The sequence below is a fragment of the Rhizobium lentis genome (assembly GCF_014200175.1).
In the GTDB taxonomy this organism is placed as follows: Bacteria; Pseudomonadota; Alphaproteobacteria; order Rhizobiales; family Rhizobiaceae; genus Rhizobium; species Rhizobium mulingense.
In genome coordinates, this window is the sequence record NZ_JACHBD010000011.1 from 149,453 (window position 1) to 166,742 (window position 17,290).

A 17,290-nucleotide genomic window follows, 5' to 3' on the forward strand; every position below is an offset into this window, starting at 1 on the left:
AAAGCTGTCCCGGGTTTGGCTAGCGGCCGGGCCGGAATACGACGCAGCCGCGCCATGGAAATAGTGCCGGACGGACTTGCCTCATAAATCCGGCGACAGTTCATTGTGAACCTTGCGCACGCCGTTGGTTCTCAGTGTAATCTCCTCGGCCCGTGACACCTCCGCTTTCAAATGCACCCATCCGGCCAGCGTGATGTCGCGGCCGTGCGCGGTGACGAAGATATAGCTGGGGTCGAGATCGCCGGCATGGGCGAGCGCGCTGTAGACGGCCGATTCAAGATCGCCCTGGTCGGGACAGCGGGTCGCCACGCGGCCCGCGACACTGAGGTGTTTTCTGTCGACTGACATGGGTTCGGCTCCTGCACGGCCTTTCCGGGTGTAAAAGTCTACCGGCGTATATCCTGCGCCGTCAGGGTATATCGGTCTTTGCCGCTGCGGCCGTAGGCATGGGTCGCCGCTTCCAGAATGATCTCGCGCGCCATGTCGAAGGCTCTCAGGCACTCGTCCTCGGAGCGGCCGGGCTGGCTCGCGGTCCGCAAGGCGTTAGCTTCGACCAAAAACCGCACTTCGAACATGCCGTCATAACCGGAGAAGCGGACCGCATTCCGGCTCTCATCAAAACTGCGGCTTTTATTGGGAAAGGTCAGTGTCACGCATTCTCTCCCGGATGGTCATTAATGCCATGCATTAGGACTGTAGCAAGAACATGTTGTTGGGGACGAAGTAGCCGGTCTCGCCTGAGGCGCGGCAAGGCTGCTCAAACTGCCGGTGTGCTACGGATGCACACCATCATCCTCGGGTCGCCCGAATTCCCGCGAACGGCTGCACTTCGCAGTTCCGCTCCTCTAGAAATATAGGGCGCGGCATTCGAATTGCAATGTAGGGGCCGGGTGGCCAGAATCTGCCGAGAGCGTGGGAGGCGCCGGACAGGGACTTCCGCTGCTCTTTAATCGCTCATGCAGGCACCACTGCGAAGCTGGTACGGACGATTGCAGTCCCAGCCGTTGCCCGCCGAGTTAAGATGTGCGTTTTCGGGAAGCTTGACCTGCAGGCATTGATTGCTCGTCATCTCGAAGCCTCGGTCGCATTTCCATTTTTGCCCGTGGGACGTGTCGACGAAGATGGCATTCTCCGGAACCTGGACGGCGGCACACGCCTGATCCTTCTTTTCAAAGCCTCTATCGCACCTCCACTCATTTCCGCCGGTTGTCAGATAGGCGCGGGCAGGGAGTTCGAGCTTGAGGCATGCTTGTTGTGTCGCGCGATAACCTCTTTCGCATTCCCAGCCGGATTCTGTGGTGTTATCGGACAGGAATGCTTTCTCCGGGACTTTAATAAGGTCGCAACCCACATTGGTTTGACGGTAACCACGCAGGCATTTCCAGCGGTCGCCGGAAGATGGGTCGAGATATGCATTGGTCGGGATTTGGACGGTGAGGCACTGGTCCCCCTTCTCGAGAAAGCCGTAATGGCAATCCCAGCCATTGCCAAAGGAGGAGTTCGTCAGAAACGCGTTGGCTGGAGGCTGCACCTCGAAGCAGGTGTCATCCCGCCTTCGAAAACCACGATTGCATTCCCAGCCGGAGCCGTATCGGCTTGCCTGGGCATTTTCAGGCACCGGCCTTGCGGTCTGGCCGAACGCCGAGGAGCTGAGCCCCGATGCAGATTGCAGGAGGACGGTCATCGTGAGGGCCAGCGCCCTGTAATATGATTGGCGCATGAGTTGTCTCCAAGGGCCTGCATCTGCAATCTCCAGGTCCGGATTCCGAGATACAACGCTGATGGTTAAAGAGGGAAAGACAGATACGGTGCTACCAGAGCCTTGGCTTTTTCTCGGGAGCTTTCTGAGGAAAAATGGGCGTCGGCCGTATCTCATGACCGACAAGTGACGAGCCATGAAGTTGCCGTCTCTTGCGAACCATCGGAAAGGCTCTATGGACTTCCCGATTGCCCGGATTGTGCTTGCTTTCGCCGTTGGCGTTCAGGAGCATTTTCTGGAAATAAAGCAGGAAGCAGGCATGTGAGGATCGGGACGTCATCGCGTCCTCCTCTTGTCGGGGCTAGGGCGCGCACATGTCCCTCAGGCGGCAGCGCCCTGACCAGTTGCAGCCGATATCGCACCCTGGACTTCATTTCCGCCTTTGGCAAGCAAGGTTTTGCGATTCATGTGGTGCGTTGAAAGAGGCTGATCAAACCCTTATATAAACTGCACGTTTTCAGCCTTTCGGCTACCTGATCCCGGCCGCGTCGGTTGCTTGGCAAATCCTGATTCTGCGAACGTTTCGAACTTCACCATACTGGCTGCAGCGGTTTGGAGGCGAGACATACGCCAAGATGCAGCAGCTTCTGTCGGAACGGTTGGCCTGACTTGTGTTTTCCCATGATACCGCAGACAGGACGGTGATGATCAAACTGTCCTCGACAATCGCTCCAATCGCAAGGATTAGGTTATGACCGTTTTTGACTATAGTGCCGGCGCGGGGCTTTACCCGTGCAAGACAATCAACAGAAAAAGCAGGCTCGGTTACATAAGGTTCGATTCCGTCGCCGAAGCCCTTCGCTTTGCGATCGAGGACATGCCGGCCTCGCTCCTTCGAGGATCCGTGCTCGAAGTCGAGGAGGCGCGCTTCGATGGTTTGCAGATGCGCAAACTCTATGAAGCCGAGGCATATCCGCTGACGCGCCGGAAGTCGTGAGGCGGTGGTGCCAATGCGAGCTGCGGCGCGAACAAGAGGCGAGTATTATTAACTCAGGTTGTGTTCGCTCTTGGCGTTTCCAGCTTCGAAGGCCAGCTGGTTTTGCGGCATTCCGGAACGACACCAGCTTGCTGCTTCGACAGCGGCCTCGCGCAGGTTTTTCAACATATCCATCATTGCAAACAGGTAAAAATTTCCAGGCTAGCCTACGAATTTATTACAGCAGAACCCGTAATAACGGGGTCGTTAGTCCTGGACGACTCGTTCCGGTTCATGGCCTCCCGGCCGAATACTAAAATGGCTCCCTAGACACACCCATTTGCTCCCCGCTTGCCAAAAAACCATAATTGCGCCACCTAAATCACCCATCGACAAAGCACGCATAAGAATTGGATCCACGCTGAATGCGCATAGCCTACGTTTTTCTTGGTGCATTTCTTGCAATTGCGCCGTCCGCATATGCTGAAGTTGCACCGCCGCCTGTTTTGAAGCCGCTGGAGCGGCAGGCGGATGCGGCTTTGTTGAGCGCGCAGTTTCTGTCGCGCTACAGCTACAAGCCGGTTGCGCTCGATGACGCCTTGTCGGCGAGGGTGATGGATGGGTTCATCAAGTCACTGGATCCCGACCGCATGCTCTTCCTGCAGGCCGATATCGACAAGTTCATGGCGGACCGCAGCAAGATCGACGATGCGATCGAACGGAAGGATCTGACAATCCCGTTTGCGATCTTCAATGCTTATGAGCAGCGCGTTGCCGATCGCATGACCTATGCGCGCAGCCTGCTGAAGCAAGGGTTCGATTTCAGCGTGAAGGAAGATTATGCGGTGCTGCGCGAGAAGGCGCCATGGCCGCAGTCAGAAGCCGAGAGCGACGAGCTTTGGCGCAAGCGCGTCAAGAGCGACTGGCTGCGGCTGAAACTCGGCGGCAAGACCGATGCCGCCATTCGCGAAACGCTCGACAAGCGTTATGAAAACACGCTCGAGCGCGCCTACAAGTTCAAGAGCGACGATGTCTTCCAGTCGTTCATGGACGCCTATTCAAACGCGATCGATCCGCACACGGATTATTTCGGAGCGGCCGCTTCGGCCGATTTCAATGTCTCGATGAAGCTGTCGCTGTTCGGTATCGGCGCGGTGCTGCAGGAGCGCGACGATTACACAACGATCCGTGAGCTCGTGCCCGGCGGGCCGGCGCAGCTCTCCGGCAAGCTTGCCGTCGGCGACCGGATCACCGGCGTCGGCCAGGGCAAGGACGGGCCGATCAAGGAAGTGGTGGGCACGCGCCTCGATGAAGTCGTGCAGATGATCCGCGGCAAGAAAGGCTCCGTCGTACGCCTGGATATACTGCCGGCCGATGCCGGCGCCGATGCCACGCATCGGGTCGTCAGCCTGGTGCGCGATAAGATCAGTCTCGACAAGCAGGCCGCCAAGAAGACGGTACTCTCAGTCAAGGCGGGCGAAGCCACCCGCAAGATCGGCATCATCACCCTGCCGGTTTTCTATGAGGATTTCGAAGCCAAGAACAAGGGCGACAAGGATTATAAGAGCGCCAGCCGCGACGTCGCCAAGCTGCTCGATGAACTGAGCCAGGAGAATGTCGACGGCGTCCTCATCGATCTGCGCAACAATGGCGGTGGCTCGTTGGACGAGGCGATCGATCTCACCGGCCTCTTCATCGGCAAGGGCCCGGTCGTCCAGCAGCGCGCCAGCAATGGCAAGATCGCGGTGAAGAGCGCCGAGTTTGCAGCCCCCGCCTGGACAGGCCCGATGGGCGTGCTGATCAATCGCGGCTCGGCTTCGGCTTCGGAAATTTTTGCCGCCGCCATCCAGGATTACGGGCGCGGCGTCATCATCGGCGAACCGAGCTTTGGCAAGGGTACGGTGCAGACGGTCGTCGATCTCGACGAGGTAGTTCACAACAGCAAGCCCGAGCTCGGCGAGCTGAAGGTGACGATTTCGCAGTTCTTCCGGGTCAATGGCGGCACGACGCAGCTGCGCGGCGTCACCCCTGATATCAGCTTGCCGGGCTTGTCCGATCCGACGAGCTTCGGCGAGACGAGCTATGACAATGCCCTGCCTTGGGCAGAGATCAAGCCGGCGAAATATACCCCGGAAGACGATGTCACGGCTCTGCTGCCGGCCCTGCATAGCCGTCATGACGCGCGGGTCAAGAGCGATCCGGATTTCCAGCGTCTGATCGAGGACATTGCCGAGCTGAAGGCGCAGCGCGAAAAAGGCGTCGTGTCGCTGAATGAAGCCGAGCGCCGCAAGGAAGCGGCGGCCCGCGAGAAGCGGTTCAAGGACCGGGCCGAGGCGAGCGACGGCGAGGATCCGACCGGCGATGACGGCCTGCAGTCGGACGAGCGTAGCCTGAGCGCCGATATCGCCATGGAAAACGCCCGCAAGAAGGCCAAAGACGTCCTGCTCGACGAGGCGGCCGCCATTGTTGGCGACCAGGCGGATTTGCAGCAGGGCGGCGTCAAGGCAGCGACGACACAAACGGGAAAGCCCAAGGGAAAATAGGGTCCGCGCCGCGCGAGGGATAGCGTAACGGCGATATCTTTGCGATGCTTGTAAAGATGGTGTCGTTACGCTATTTGTAAAGCTCCACATAGGAGTTTTCCGTGTCCGCTTCGTCCACGAACAAAGGTCCTGAGGCAAGCGTACCGCTGAATATGCGCATCAAGCCTGCGACCCGCAATCTGATTGACCGCGCCGCCGAGTTGCTTGGCAAGACGCGCACGGATTTCATGCTGGAGGCTTCGGAGCGCCGGGCTGAGGAAGTGCTGCTCGACCGGACCGTATTCACGGTCAGCCCCGAGATCTATGCCGAATATCTTGCCCGCCTTGATGCGCCGGCTGAGCCCAACGAGCGCCTGAAACGGACGATGTCGACCAGAGCGCCATGGGATGAAGCGTGACTCTCAGCCCTCCGGCGCCTTTGGCCGATCATCACGAGCTGGCCGAATTCAATTCCGGCGTGCCTGAACTGGACGAATGGCTGCGTCGCCGCGCCCGCGCCAATCAGGCGGGCGGCGCGTCGCGCACCTTCGTCGTCTGCGAGGGAAACCGGGTCGTCGCCTATTATGCGCTCGCCTCTGGAGCCGTGCGGCAGCCGGAAGCGCCCGGCCGTTTTCGGCGGAACATGCCCGACCCTGTCCCGGTTGCCGTGCTTGGCCGCCTCGCCATCGATCAATCCCTCCAGGGGCGCGGTATCGGCAGGGCATTGGTGCGCGATGCGGGCCTGCGCCTGGTCAACGCCGCAGAAATTCTCGGAATTCGCGGTCTGCTAGTGCATGCGATTTCCGACGACGCGCGCGCCTTCTATGAGGCGGTCGGCTTCCTGCCGTCGCCATCCGATCCCATGATGCTGATGGTCGGATTGCATGATCTCAACAGCGCGCTGCGGTGAAGCCGGCGGCGGCGCGCTGTTTGTTGACGTTTCCGTAATCACGGGAGGCGCCTTTGCTTGCCGCAGCCGGCCCTTTCCTCATAGGATTTCTGCGCCATGTCATGCCAGGACAACCAGACAGGGTACGGTATGGACGCACACGTCGAACAGCTTCTCAATCTTTCTGCACAGACCGAAACGCTGATTGCGGTCTATGATGGGGATGACCGGCTGCAATATGCCAACAGCGCCTTTCGTTCGGCCTATTTCATCGAGCCCGATGAGACGCCGCTCTGGCCCGATCTCATGCGGCGCAATTTCGAACTCGGCCGGGGCACCGTCCTGCGGACCGATGATTTTGAGGCGTGGCTGCGCTCGACCCAGTCGCGCCGCGGCAAGATCGGCTATCGCGCCTTCGAGACCGATTTGTGCGACGGCCGCTGGCTGTGGATGACCGAGGCGGTGCAGCAGAATGGTTGGATGTTATGCATTGCCAGCGACATCACCCGGTTGAGAGCGCAGGGCAGGACAGTCCGCCAGGATCGCGATCAGGCGATCAAGGCGTCCTATACAGACGAACTCACTGGCGTCGCCAACCGCCGCTTCGTCATGGCCCGCGTCGACGACATGCTGGCGGCCGCCCGGACTGGAGGCAGCGGCTGCCTCGCCGTCTTCGACATCGACAATTTCAAGCGCATCAATGATCGGCTCGGCCACCACGCCGGCGATCTCGTGCTGCGTGATTTCGCCCATCGCATTCATCAGAATGTTCGCCGCAACGATTGTTTCGGCCGGGTCGGCGGCGAAGAATTCCTGCTCGTCATGCCGTCGACGAGCCCGGAAGATGCCTTGGCCATGGTCGAGCGCATGCTGACGGTGATCCGCTTTTCCCGGCCGCTCGCCGACTCGCCCGACTTCAGCTACACCTGCTCCGCCGGCATCGCCGCCAGTCTGCCGTCCGACACCGCCTCGGAGCTTTACCGGCGCGCCGACCAGGCGCTCTATGACGCCAAGCTGAGCGGCCGCGATAGGGTGCGGGCGGCTTAATCCAGAGATCCGTAGAATTGGCTATGGACCAATCCGCTGTTTTATGGCCTCGATCTCTTCGGTAAGCTTGCCGATATCGCTTTGCGATACGGCGGCTGGCTTAGGGAAGGTGATTGTTCCGGTCGCATCGAGCTCAGCTGGAATTTTGTAGCTGGTAGGTATAGGAGTGGCACCTGCCACCGCTTCATCGATTATGACCTCACCTACGTTGTTTTTCTGTCCGATCAACACTTGGAAAGTGGCCGACTTTTTTACTACAACGTACTTGAGTTCTGTATCCGTCAGAATATCCATGCAGATGCTATCGCTAAGCCAGTCTTTCACTGTGATCGATGCGTAGGCTTTAGCAAAGTAAATACCAACTTTATATGGCATAGTTACGCTCCCCTTGCTGTAGAACCAATCTACTCGTTTGTGAGGCGACCATTGCGATGCGCCATCCTCAAGGTGATGGCGTAGGAACTAGGAGATCTCTTACCGGGCAACTGCGATTCCAGGATGAGGGTCCTTGCATTGCCAAAGGCCGTTGAAATTTCGAGGATTTGTTCAGATGCGGTGATCCGCCACATTTTGTAACCCAGCTTACGCAACTCGTCGTCAAAGCAGCAGCCCACTGCCTTCTCCGCAATCGGACCCGTAATAATAAAAATGCGGGTTGAATCCAGCCTGTAGCAGTGGCCTTCGAAGGCGTAGCCATAAGCAAGCACTGTGTAGCCGGTTACTATTCCAGCATCCAGTTTTACTTGCAGCTCTGCATTATTGACAAGCCCAACATCCAGATGGGCGACGCCCCTGGCGTCATTCAAGTCTATGCCATAGAGTATGATCTCATCCGCGATATAGCGGGGTCCAGGCGGTGCTGGAACGCTGTCGTCTATCATCGATGCCTCCCGTCGTTGGTTAGAGAATGCCGCGCCACCTCATGCAATCGTCAATCTGGTCGATATAGGAGATCCCGCGCCCGCGGCTCGCCGCCTCGAGGAGGGCCAGGGCCGCCGCTTCGAAGGTCAGGCTGTCGGGATCGAGGTATTTCCAGGAGCGAATGAGCGCTTCGCCGATGATGTCGCGCGCCTCCTGCAGGGCGGCTTTCGCGGCGAAATGCATCAGCTCGTAGGATGCTGGCGGTACGTGAAGTGCTTCTTCCATCAGGGCCGGCGCCATCTGCTGGCGCAGATCGCTGAAGCGCCTCGGGTCGATGTCCGACACGCCGCGCTCGAACAGCAGCGACTGGTAGACCTCGACGAGGCAGTCGAAGAGGGCTGCTGCAAAGGGTTTCGACCGGTCGTGCACTTCCTGGCTGACATCGCCGATGCGAAGCGAGTTGTTGAGCAATCTCAGCTGCTTCTCGTCGCTGAGTTCGGCAAATTTGTCGAGTTCGTTGTGCAGCAGCAGATTGCCGCCGGTCCGGCGCAGCAGCCGGTCGAGCGCCGTGTCGAAGCTCAGCAACCCGAGCAGCGAGATGAAATCGGCGATCGCTTCGTGATAGGCAAAGAAATCGCTGCCTGAGCCGTCGCCTTCGAGGACGCCGAGTTCGCTGAGCAGAATGAGATGGCCCATTTCGTGGGCGACCGCATCGAAATTCAGCGCGAAGCAGGATGCCCGGCCGTGCTCCTCGCTTTCGCCGAGTTCGAGAAAGCCGAAGCCGGACTGGGCGTTTTGCCAATGCGGGATGCGGGGAACGATTTCCAGCCGTTCCAGCGTCGGCTGGAAGAACCAGACGATCGAGCGGCCGAGATAGCCCTCGCAGATGTCGAGAACGCGGCGGGTGCAGGCATAGCTGTGGGTCGCAAGGAAGGCCGGTGAGCCGGGCCCGATGTGATCGAAATGGCCGTCGGGGCCGGGCTCGGCCGGCGGCTGCAGCAGGCCGGGATAGGGCGGGATATAAGGCGCGGCATAGGGCGATTTCGCCTCGACCGGATTTGCCACATAGATGCGGCTGTCGGACGGCCCGGCCAGGATCGGCCCTGCCGAAGGCCCGATCCACACCACCTCGGGCTTTTCGTAACCGGGAATGAAGGATGGCTGGGGAAAGACGAGGAAACGCGTCCCAAGCGGCCGCTCTGGAGCTGCCTCGTGGCCTGCGCCCTCGGTATGCGTGATGGCATCCAATGCTGCCCCCACCGCTCGTTGCCCAACGTCAAGCGATTGGCGACTATACCAGTACTACGTGCCTTTCGACAATAGACTATCGATCATGTTGTAGTACTCCATGTCGTTGGCGAATGATTCCGTAAGTTCAAACTCGAAATGAACGCGTTCATTCGGCCGGTTGATCTTTTGATTAGCGAGATATGTCAGCAGATTTACCGCATCGATCCGCTTCCGGCTTGCGGCGCCAGTTTTCAGCCAAGCCTTTAGTGCCTCGATTTCGCCCGCGGCGCCGCAATTGTTTTCGGCCGCCGCCAAAAGCTTCGGGAAGGACCTTTCGCTGAAGTGAAGCGCGCGCGCCAAGGATTCGAGCTCGCATCGCAGCCGTCTTTGAATGATGCCGATGCGTTCGGCTTTCTTGAGCGTCAGCCTGATGTCGACGAGGGCGTCGCCCAATGCGCGGGATCCGATTGCGGGGGGCGCCATCGGCACCGTCACATCTGCATCGTCGGCGAACGGGTGCCTCCTGTACCAGCGGTAGATCAGCCCGTGGCCGATCATGCCCTGCGGCGCGAGTTCGGCGGCCCGCAGCGCGCCGATGCTGGAGGCGCCATAGATGCGCACGCCGCGGACCATCGCCCACAGAATTTCCTGGTGGCGGACGGCCGGAAGCTGCCCGAAGACGCCATCGATCAGCACGATCGCCGCGGGCGCATATTTGGCCACGGCCCGCACGACATCCGCGCAGCCTACTGGAGGAAGATAGACGGCATCCAGATAGGTCCGGGCTTGCGGCTCGGAGAGGGTAGGGCCGAGAAAAACTACGATGTCATCGCGCAAGATCGGCCTCCGGATTGGTTTCCAGCGGCGGCGCAACGACGCGGACGACGTGCAGCGGAATGCGATCGTCCGAATGAAGAACCACAAGAACGGCCGCATGCGCGCCGGCGAGCTTCAATGCCTCGATGACGGGCGCAAGGGATCGCTCTTCGGCCGCAGAACAGTCCCGGGGGAAGGAACGGCCCGCTTTTGCGAGTTGCAGGCGCCAGGCGGCCAGTTCCCCGGCGTCGGCATGATTATAAAGCTCCGTCCTGATATCGTCGCGCGCTGCCGAAATGACGCCGAGGCGGGACTGGCAGGCTTCCAGCAAGGCGCTGGTCAGCGCGCGGTCATGGCTGATATCGCAGCCGAAACCTTCGGCCGGCAGCGGCGCAAAGGGGGCTCTGCCGCCATCTTCCATAATGTGGCACCAGTAGATCGGCAGGGCATGCGGCGCCGGGATCTGCCAGATGCCGACGACAAAACCGGCCTTGGAGAGTTGCCGCATGATGTCGCCGGCGTTTCCCGATTGCACCGACCGGGCGTCGATCTGGCAGCGGTCGAAGAAATGCGGGATCTTCATCGCCGTGCAGCGGGCCTGTCGCTCGAGGATCTCCAGGCAGGCATGCAGAACAGCGCTTTGCAGGCTCATGCCGGCAGCGAGGCCCGTGGTGTCGCGGGCGATCCAATGGGGATGCGGCGACGGGACGATGTAGGCGGTATCGACGAGGGCAAGCGGAACGGCCATTTGCCGCCCTGAAAGGAGATCCAGCCCGGCAATCCAGGAGAGCATCTCCTCGTCCCGGCCGATGCCGAGGTGCGACCAGTCTCCCCGTGCGTTCATGGCGCGCAGGCTTGCCGTGACGATGCGCTCCTGATCAATCCGCTCCGAGGCCCAGCCTTCCAGGGATTCCATCAGGCCCGATATCGCCGCCAGCGGAAAGGTCAGTCCTTTGCCCTGGCTGACGGCGACGGAGCGTGAGCGCGGCCGAACGACCTGGACGACCGGGACTCCGATCCAATCGAGCCCGGTGATCGAACCGAGCCTGGTGATGCCGTAATCCTGTCTGCGCGCAAGGATGCGCTGCACCGTCTGCCGGGGATCGGGAGGCGAGGGGACTTCGGCCTTCAGGATGATATCAAGGATGTTATCGAGCGTCGCTTCGTCCATCACATCCTTCCATCTTTGCTAGAGCATGATGCCGAAAAGTGTGAGCGGTTTTCGGGCGACATCATGCTCTAACTCGTTAATTTAGAACAGGATTCAGATTTTAGGCCGACCGGGCCTAAAATCATTCTGTTCTAGGGCCGCGGCAGTCCGTCCAGGCTTTGCTTTGCTCGTTCCGCCAACCAGGCGGCCTTTTGTCCGTCGGCAATCTGGATGGCGCGTGTCAGGTCTCGTCTGATCGATGAGGGCGGCTCGTTCAGATCATGCTTCAGTTGGGCGCTGAGGCGGTAGAGTTCGGCAAGCCAGAACGATTGGCCGCTGCTGCGCCCGACATTGATCGCGTTCTGGACGGTCGTCAGGGCTTCGGCAGACCGGCCGCGGTGCCGCAGCACCTGCGCATGCATGTCGCTGTGCATGGAAAAATTGTCGTCGGTGCCCAATTGCTGCTGGAGAGCCAGGCCGCCGGCAAAACGCTCTTCGCCGCCGGCTGCGGACGAGGTCATCAGCTCCGCCCAGCCGCAATACATGTTCGCCCGCGCCTGGCTTGCCGCCAGCCCGTGCCGCTCGGCGAGTGACAGCATCTGTTCGCCGAGCGCGTGGACCTCGTCATAGCGGCCCTGGCAGCGGGCAAGCACCATGGCGTAATAGAGCGCATGCACCATGCTGCCGGCGTGATCGGTCGCGCTTGCCCATTCCAGGCATTGTCCGATCGCAAGTTCGCTCGCCTCGGATTCGTCGAGCAGGAGGTAGGAAAGGGCGCTCTCGCCGAGCCCGCAGACCTTGGCGTCATGGCCGCCGAAGAAGGCCCGATTGCGCACCGCGCTTTCTGGATCGTAGAGCGCGAGGCCCTTGGCGACACAGTCGAGACAAAAGCCGTGTTCGCCGGCGTGGAAGCTCGTCGCCCAGCCGCAGTGATAGGATTGAAGCCGCGTCTCCCGATCCTCGACGGCTTGCATGTCGGCCACGAGAATGCGCGCGCGTGACTGCTGGGTCAGAATGTTGGGGGCGGTGAACCACCATCCCCAATAGACCGGGAAATGTTTGACGCGCACGGCCGAGGGCTGTTTGCGCAGAAGCTGCATGGCGCGGGCATAGACCCGCCGCGCGCTCTCCGATCCCTCGCCTTCGAGTGCGCTTGCGACGATGCCTTGAAGTTCGAACAGGCTGAGGGCGAGTTCGGTGCGGTCGGGGTGGCGCCGGGAAAGGCTGCCGACCGCCTCGGCACAGAGTTCGAGCGAGACATTTGCCTCCCGCATTGCCGAGCGGAGGACGCTTGCCTCCGCCGCCGCCAGGGCAAATCGGGCGGCAGCGTCATGCAGGCCTGCCTCGGCACACTGCCAGGCGGCGATTGCAGCCGGCAGGCTGGGTTTTTCTTCGCCGACCAGGAGACGGGCGATCCGCCGGTGGATGCGGCGCCGGTCGCTCTTGAGAAGGCTGCTATAGGCGGCTTCCTGCGCCAGCACGTGCCGAAACTGATAGGAGCCGTGCGAGGTGGTCGAACGCTCGATGATGCCTTGCGACAGAAGCTGCTCGATATCGACGTCGACGCTGCGGCGGCTGACCCCTTCGAGGAGATAGGTGAGCAGCGAGATGCTGAATTCGCGGCCGATGACGCTGGCAAATTGCGCCGCCTGGCGTGCCGAACCGGTCGCAGCGAGCCTGGCCGACAGCAGATCGTTGAGCGAGGTGACGCCGCCTTCTCTGAGCAGTCCTTTCCATTCCGAGAGCGATTTGCCCAATGGCTGCCTGCCGCGGAAGAAGCTGGCCAGTTCTTCCGCATAGAGCGGCATGCCGTCGCATTGGTCGAGAATGAAATCCGACAGGCCGGGCGGGGGACGCTCCCGCCAGATCGAGGCGACGAGATCGCGAACCGCGGCCGCGGTCAGCCCCGGCAAATCGATCTCGCTGGCGACCGCGAGAGATCGTCGGATTCTCGATGTCTGAATGACCAGGATCGGAAGCCTGGCCGCCAGCGATCCCAGCCTGTCGATCAGCTCCAGCGTCATGTCGTCGGCCCAGTGCACATCCTCGAAGATGAGGAGCGTCGGGAGACCGGCGGCCTTGCATGTCAGAATGTCGGCGGCGGCTTCGATGACCTTCCGCCTGAAGGCGCGCCCGGAGAGATCGGAAACGCGGATATTGCGCGACGTCGCCGGCGAACGGTCGGCGGTGAACGCGAGGATCGTGTCGGCGGCGGATGCATCGAGCTGTCGGCCGGACGCTTGAAGAGCCCGCATGAAGGCGTCGTTGTCGCCATCCTTCAGGACCGAGGGTTCGGCGACCAGCCTCTCGAGAAATGAAACGAATGGATGCAGCGGCTGGCTCTCCAGGCGCCTGCCGCATTGGAAGACCACGGTCTCATGCGCGCTCTGCCGCAGACCTTCGGCGAATTCGCCGACCAGCCTGGATTTGCCGATACCGGGCTCGCCGACGACGGCGATCAGACTTCCCTTGCCGCCGACGGCCGAATTCCAGGCGCTGGCGAGGGCGGCAAGCTCCTTTTCCCGGCCGCGGATCGGTCTGTCGTAGCCCTGGGACGGCGATGGCTCGGCGGTCGATCGATCGCGCTCCTGCGGGCGCCAGAGGGCAATCGGATGTTCGAAGCCCTTCAGCCTTGCCTCCCGCAGCAGGCTGTAATCGAATTTCTGCCGGGTGAGCTGGACGGTCGAATCGGCGACGAGGACGGAATTGGGGTCGGCCTCGGCCTGCAGCCGGGCCGCCAGAACCGGCGCCGTGCCGACGATCTCATCGCCTTGCGTGGAGAAGACGACGAGCCCGGTGGCAACCCCGATCCGCAGCCGGAACGGCCGGCGCGCCTTGGCCTTGGCCTGGGTCGTGGTCTCGGCCCCTGCCGCGACGCGCAGCAGCTCCAGAGAAGCGCGCACCGCGCTTTCAGCTGCATCCTCGGACTGCTCGGGATAGCCGAAGAAGCAGCATCCGCCATCGCCGAGCCGCTGATGAAGAAATCCCCCGTGTTTCCTGATGACCGTCTCGGCGCTCTGATGTAACGCCGAGACCGACCGGAAGAATTTCTCCGGCTCGCTGCGCAACAAGAGCTCGGTGGAACCGACAATGTCATAGAAAAGGGCCGTGACCTGTCGCCGCTCACCTGTAAACCGAATTCGTGCGTCGAGGGTTTTCATAGCGGGGCGCCCAACACCACTGAAGCCATGCTCAGGACATCCGATTTAATGCCTGCATGCAAGCTTTTCGTGCGGTGCTGCTAATATATTCTGCTGTTCGCTTGCAGTTCAGACAGTCTCCGCCATTACAGTACGTCCGCCCGTGCCGCGGGCCATTGCTATCCCACCAAGCAGATTGCGAAGGTCAGCCGCGATTTTGTTGGCGATGACGCCGAGCGCCAGGCCACCTGATATCGCCAGCAGATGAAAGAGGGGAACCGGCAGCATGGCCGCTGCCTGCGGCATCAGCAGTTCCGGAACGAAACGGTGCAGCAGGTAGGTGGGAAAGGCCGAGACGGCGATAAGCGTCACGAGACGCCCAAGCCGCACGGGTAGGTGAATGCGCGGCAGGTAGAGAAGGGCGAGAAGCGCTGCGAAGATCGTCAGATACTTGACCGTGGTTCCGATCCACAGCGTTTCCCAGAAGGCGAGATAACCGAGCACGGCGGCGGCAATCGACGTCAGGATGATCCGCTGCGCCTGCCTGCCGGCCAGGCCCGCGCACCAGCCGAACATGCCGAGATGCAGGCCCCAGTAGATGGTGAAAATCTGCCGCCCGCCGATATCGAAGAGGGGCGGCAGAGAAAACCGCGCCGCGACCGCCAGCGCCAGGAGTGCGAGCGAGAAGGTAAAGGGTTGCGCCCGCGCGAGCCCGCGCACCGCAGGCGCGGCAAAAACCAGCGAGAAAACCAGAAGCGTCTGCGCATAGGCTTCGATGAACCAGTAGAGATAGGGAAGCATCTCATGACGCTCCGGCTCGGCATAGCCGAAATTGCCGGTCAGCGTCACCGAGGCCCAGGGAATGGTCCGCCAGGCCAGCCCATAGGCGGCGACGATGAGGAAATAGGGAATGAGGACATTGATGGCAGGCCGCAGCGCATGGCGGAAATTGCCGGCGAGGAAATGGCCGGACTGAAAGCGCGCCAGGCTGAAGCCGACGAGGAGCAGCATCACGCCCGATCCGCCGGGAATGGGCCAGAGCATCTGGTGATGGGTCACGACGAGCAGGATGGCAATTGCCCTCAGAACCAGATCGGTCGGCAGCGTCCTGATCTCTGCGCTCCGGCCGGACGCGATAACCCGCGAGCCAATATCGAGTTCGGCGATCCGCTTTTGCTCCCAGCCTTCCGGCAGCTCGACGCCAAGCCGGTCGAGCTCCATCGTCAATTGCAGGAAGCGCAGCGAATCGCCGCCAAGCGAGACGAAGCTGTCGTTGCGGCTCACTTTGTGGGGATAGAAGACTTTGGCATAGGCATCGAGCACGCTCACCGCCACGGCGCGACTTGTCTCGCGAGCCGCCAGCATCTCGGCGCTGAGGCCTGCATAATCGATCTTGCCGGAGGCAAGCCTCGGAAGCTCGCTTCGCACCCTGACGGTAACAAGGCTCGCCGGAAGATGGCTCGCCTCGACGAGCACCTGGAGCGCCCGGTCGGCGTCACGCGCATCGGTCACACAGGCCTGCAGTCCGTGATCGTCGCCAACGACGGCGGCCGCGATCCCCACTTCGGCCAGAACCTGCTCTATGATGTCGAAGCCGATCCGGAGCCCCGCGACCTTGGCAAAACGGCTCTTGCGACCGACGATCCGGAAGAAACCGTCCTCATCACGCATGGCGATGTCGCCGGTGTGCAAGTCCGCGACCTCGGCGCCCCGCTGAAGATCGGCGCGATCGGTGCCGTAGCCCATCATCACGTTCGGGCCGGCATAGACCAGTTCACCGGCAACGTCCGGTCGGTCGAGCAAATGCCCGTCATCGTCGACGAGGCTGAGGCTGCCGCCGGGAATGGCGATGCCGATCCGCTCCTCATGGTCGGCCAGATCTTCCGGCGGCACGAAGGCGATGCGGGCGGCTGCCTCGGTCTGGCCGTACATGACGAAGAAGCGGCCGCCGTTCGCGCGCATATGGTCGCGGTAGAGGCGGATGAGTTCGGGCGCCAGCCGTCCGCCGGCCACCGTCATGAAGCGCAGCGCCTTCAGTTCGTGGCTTCGGAAGCGCGTCCTTTCCATCAGCTCATAGGAATAGGGCACGCCCGAAAGATTGGTGCAGCCGCTTTCGCCGAGCAGTCTTGCAAAGTCCTCGCTCACCACGGAGACGCCTGGAACGAAGATGCTGCCGCCGGCAACGAGGTGCGAATGGAGGACGGAGAGACCGTAGGAATAATGAAGCGGCAGAACGAGCGCGGTTCTGTCGGCAGGGGAGAGTTCGAGATAACCGGCAATCGCGCGCGCATTGGCGTCAAGATTGGCATAGGAAAGGCGCACAGCTTTCGCGAGCCCGGAACTGCCTGAGGTCATCAGCAGCAAGGCGAGATCCGGATGCGGCGGCGTGTCGCTTTGCTGAGGCCGGTTTTCCCGGACGAGCCGCCAACGGCCGCCGGCGGGGCGGTAGGTGAAATCAGGCCGAAAGGCTGGGAGAAACTCTTGCCACAGCCTGTCATCGCAGGGCGGCAGCATGGCCACAGCATGGCCGGCGCGCAGCGCGCCGAGATAGGCGACGATCACATGTTCCGAAACATCCGCCGAAATCGCCACAAGCCGCTTTTCCCCCCGCCCCAGCTGCTCGGCGAAGCGCAGCGTCCGGGCGTTGAGGTCGGCATAGGAGACCATCCGTCCGTCGGCGAAGACAAGGGCTGGGCGCTGATCGGCGCGAGTGATTTCAGAAAACAGGTCGGCGGGGATCATGCTCGCGCTTCGAATGGCAGAAACTGGCGAAGCGCGTATAATCCTTGATAATGTCAGTCAAGTAATTTGCGCCTGCACAAGCTTGGGGCGACGCAATTTCGAGCTCGGGAAGGCGGCTTCGCGCCCTCAATACGGCTGTTTGGATCTCAGGTTTGTCATTCTTGGAGCTGCGGGGCACCCGAACATTTGGACTAAGGATTAATGTCTGGCGGGAACGC

At 61.3% G+C, this 17,290-nt stretch carries 15 protein-coding genes; 5 read left to right on the forward strand and 10 right to left on the reverse strand.

The features are described 5' to 3' along the window. Positions 1-81: 81 nt before the first annotated feature. From GGI60_RS24155 to GGI60_RS24165, 3 genes are all read right to left on the reverse strand, one after another. Positions 82-348 carry a BON domain-containing protein gene (locus GGI60_RS24155; protein WP_096477656.1) on the reverse strand — a complete coding sequence of 89 codons (267 nt, stop codon included), beginning with the start codon at positions 346-348 and terminating at the stop codon, positions 82-84. A 38-nt stretch (positions 349-386) separates the two neighbouring features. Beyond that, entirely contained in the window at positions 387-653 is a 267-nt protein-coding gene (locus tag GGI60_RS24160) for a DUF1488 domain-containing protein (RefSeq protein WP_096477657.1), read from the reverse strand. Between the two features lie 293 nt (positions 654-946). After that, complete coding sequence (locus GGI60_RS24165; protein WP_183918952.1) at positions 947-1,720, reverse strand: hypothetical protein; 774 nt, start codon at positions 1,718-1,720, stop codon at positions 947-949. Positions 1,721-2,450: 730 nt separating this feature from the next. On the opposite strand from GGI60_RS24165, the gene GGI60_RS24170 reads away from it, so the two are divergent. The 5 genes from GGI60_RS24170 to GGI60_RS24190 all read left to right on the forward strand — a co-directional run bounded on the left by GGI60_RS24170 (position 2,451) and on the right by GGI60_RS24190 (position 7,133). Continuing rightward, complete coding sequence (locus GGI60_RS24170; protein WP_183918951.1) at positions 2,451-2,696, forward strand: hypothetical protein; 246 nt, start codon at positions 2,451-2,453, stop codon at positions 2,694-2,696. Between the two features lie 404 nt (positions 2,697-3,100). Beyond that, positions 3,101-5,218: a carboxy terminal-processing peptidase gene (locus tag GGI60_RS24175; protein ID WP_183918950.1), complete on the forward strand. Its 2,118-nt coding sequence runs from the start codon at positions 3,101-3,103 to the stop codon at positions 5,216-5,218. Between the two features lie 152 nt (positions 5,219-5,370). Next, on the forward strand, positions 5,371-5,616 hold the full coding sequence (locus tag GGI60_RS24180; protein ID WP_183919068.1) for a DUF1778 domain-containing protein: 246 nt from the start codon (positions 5,371-5,373) through the stop codon (positions 5,614-5,616). Beyond that, positions 5,613-6,107, forward strand: a complete 495-nt coding sequence (locus GGI60_RS24185; RefSeq protein WP_183918949.1) for a GNAT family N-acetyltransferase — start codon at positions 5,613-5,615, stop codon at positions 6,105-6,107. Before GGI60_RS24180 ends, GGI60_RS24185 begins: the two co-directional genes overlap by 4 nt. 129 nt (positions 6,108-6,236) lie before the next feature. Next, the gene (locus tag GGI60_RS24190; RefSeq protein WP_183918948.1) at positions 6,237-7,133 is read left to right on the forward strand and encodes a GGDEF domain-containing protein; all 897 of its coding nucleotides are present in this window, start codon (positions 6,237-6,239) and stop codon (positions 7,131-7,133) included. A 21-nt stretch (positions 7,134-7,154) separates the two neighbouring features. On the opposite strand, the gene GGI60_RS24195 is transcribed toward GGI60_RS24190, so the two are convergent. The 7 genes from GGI60_RS24195 to GGI60_RS24225 all read right to left on the reverse strand — a co-directional run bounded on the left by GGI60_RS24195 (position 7,155) and on the right by GGI60_RS24225 (position 17,072). After that, the gene (locus GGI60_RS24195) at positions 7,155-7,508 is read right to left on the reverse strand and encodes a hypothetical protein (protein WP_183918947.1); all 354 of its coding nucleotides are present in this window, start codon (positions 7,506-7,508) and stop codon (positions 7,155-7,157) included. A 29-nt stretch (positions 7,509-7,537) separates the two neighbouring features. Next, positions 7,538-8,014, reverse strand: a complete 477-nt coding sequence (locus GGI60_RS24200) for a hypothetical protein (RefSeq protein ID WP_183918946.1) — start codon at positions 8,012-8,014, stop codon at positions 7,538-7,540. A gap of 19 nt (positions 8,015-8,033) precedes the next feature. After that, positions 8,034-9,254: a hypothetical protein gene (locus tag GGI60_RS24205; RefSeq protein ID WP_183918945.1), complete on the reverse strand. Its 1,221-nt coding sequence runs from the start codon at positions 9,252-9,254 to the stop codon at positions 8,034-8,036. Positions 9,255-9,296: 42 nt separating this feature from the next. After that, a complete protein-coding gene (locus GGI60_RS24210; protein ID WP_183918944.1) occupies positions 9,297-10,061 on the reverse strand; it encodes a TfuA-like protein in 765 nt (254 codons plus the stop codon). Next, on the reverse strand, positions 10,051-11,211 hold the full coding sequence (locus tag GGI60_RS24215) for a YcaO-like family protein (RefSeq protein WP_183918943.1): 1,161 nt from the start codon (positions 11,209-11,211) through the stop codon (positions 10,051-10,053). Before GGI60_RS24215 ends, GGI60_RS24210 begins: the two co-directional genes overlap by 11 nt. A gap of 131 nt (positions 11,212-11,342) precedes the next feature. Then, positions 11,343-14,351 carry an ATP-binding protein gene (locus GGI60_RS24220; protein WP_183918942.1) on the reverse strand — a complete coding sequence of 1,003 codons (3,009 nt, stop codon included), beginning with the start codon at positions 14,349-14,351 and terminating at the stop codon, positions 11,343-11,345. A 108-nt stretch (positions 14,352-14,459) separates the two neighbouring features. Further along, the gene (locus GGI60_RS24225; RefSeq protein ID WP_183918941.1) at positions 14,460-17,072 is read right to left on the reverse strand and encodes an AMP-binding protein; all 2,613 of its coding nucleotides are present in this window, start codon (positions 17,070-17,072) and stop codon (positions 14,460-14,462) included. Between the last annotated feature and the right edge of the window lie 218 nt (positions 17,073-17,290).

What these genes read in the sequence shown, in the direction of transcription:
- GGI60_RS24155 (WP_096477656.1), bottom strand. Translation starts at nt 348, where the DNA reads ATGTCAGTCGACAGAAAACACCTCAGTGTCGCGGGCCGCGTGGCGACC.
- GGI60_RS24165 (WP_183918952.1), bottom strand. Translation starts at nt 1,720, where the DNA reads ATGCGCCAATCATATTACAGGGCGCTGGCCCTCACGATGACCGTCCTC.
- GGI60_RS24170 (WP_183918951.1), top strand. Translation starts at nt 2,451, where the DNA reads ATGACCGTTTTTGACTATAGTGCCGGCGCGGGGCTTTACCCGTGCAAG.
- GGI60_RS24175 (WP_183918950.1), top strand. Translation starts at nt 3,101, where the DNA reads ATGCGCATAGCCTACGTTTTTCTTGGTGCATTTCTTGCAATTGCGCCG.
- GGI60_RS24180 (WP_183919068.1), top strand. Translation starts at nt 5,371, where the DNA reads ATGCGCATCAAGCCTGCGACCCGCAATCTGATTGACCGCGCCGCCGAG.
- GGI60_RS24190 (WP_183918948.1), top strand. Translation starts at nt 6,237, where the DNA reads ATGGACGCACACGTCGAACAGCTTCTCAATCTTTCTGCACAGACCGAA.
- GGI60_RS24195 (WP_183918947.1), bottom strand. Translation starts at nt 7,508, where the DNA reads ATGCCATATAAAGTTGGTATTTACTTTGCTAAAGCCTACGCATCGATC.
- GGI60_RS24200 (WP_183918946.1), bottom strand. Translation starts at nt 8,014, where the DNA reads ATGATAGACGACAGCGTTCCAGCACCGCCTGGACCCCGCTATATCGCG.
- GGI60_RS24215 (WP_183918943.1), bottom strand. Translation starts at nt 11,211, where the DNA reads ATGGACGAAGCGACGCTCGATAACATCCTTGATATCATCCTGAAGGCC.
- GGI60_RS24220 (WP_183918942.1), bottom strand. Translation starts at nt 14,351, where the DNA reads ATGAAAACCCTCGACGCACGAATTCGGTTTACAGGTGAGCGGCGACAG.
- GGI60_RS24225 (WP_183918941.1), bottom strand. Translation starts at nt 17,072, where the DNA reads ATGATCCCCGCCGACCTGTTTTCTGAAATCACTCGCGCCGATCAGCGC.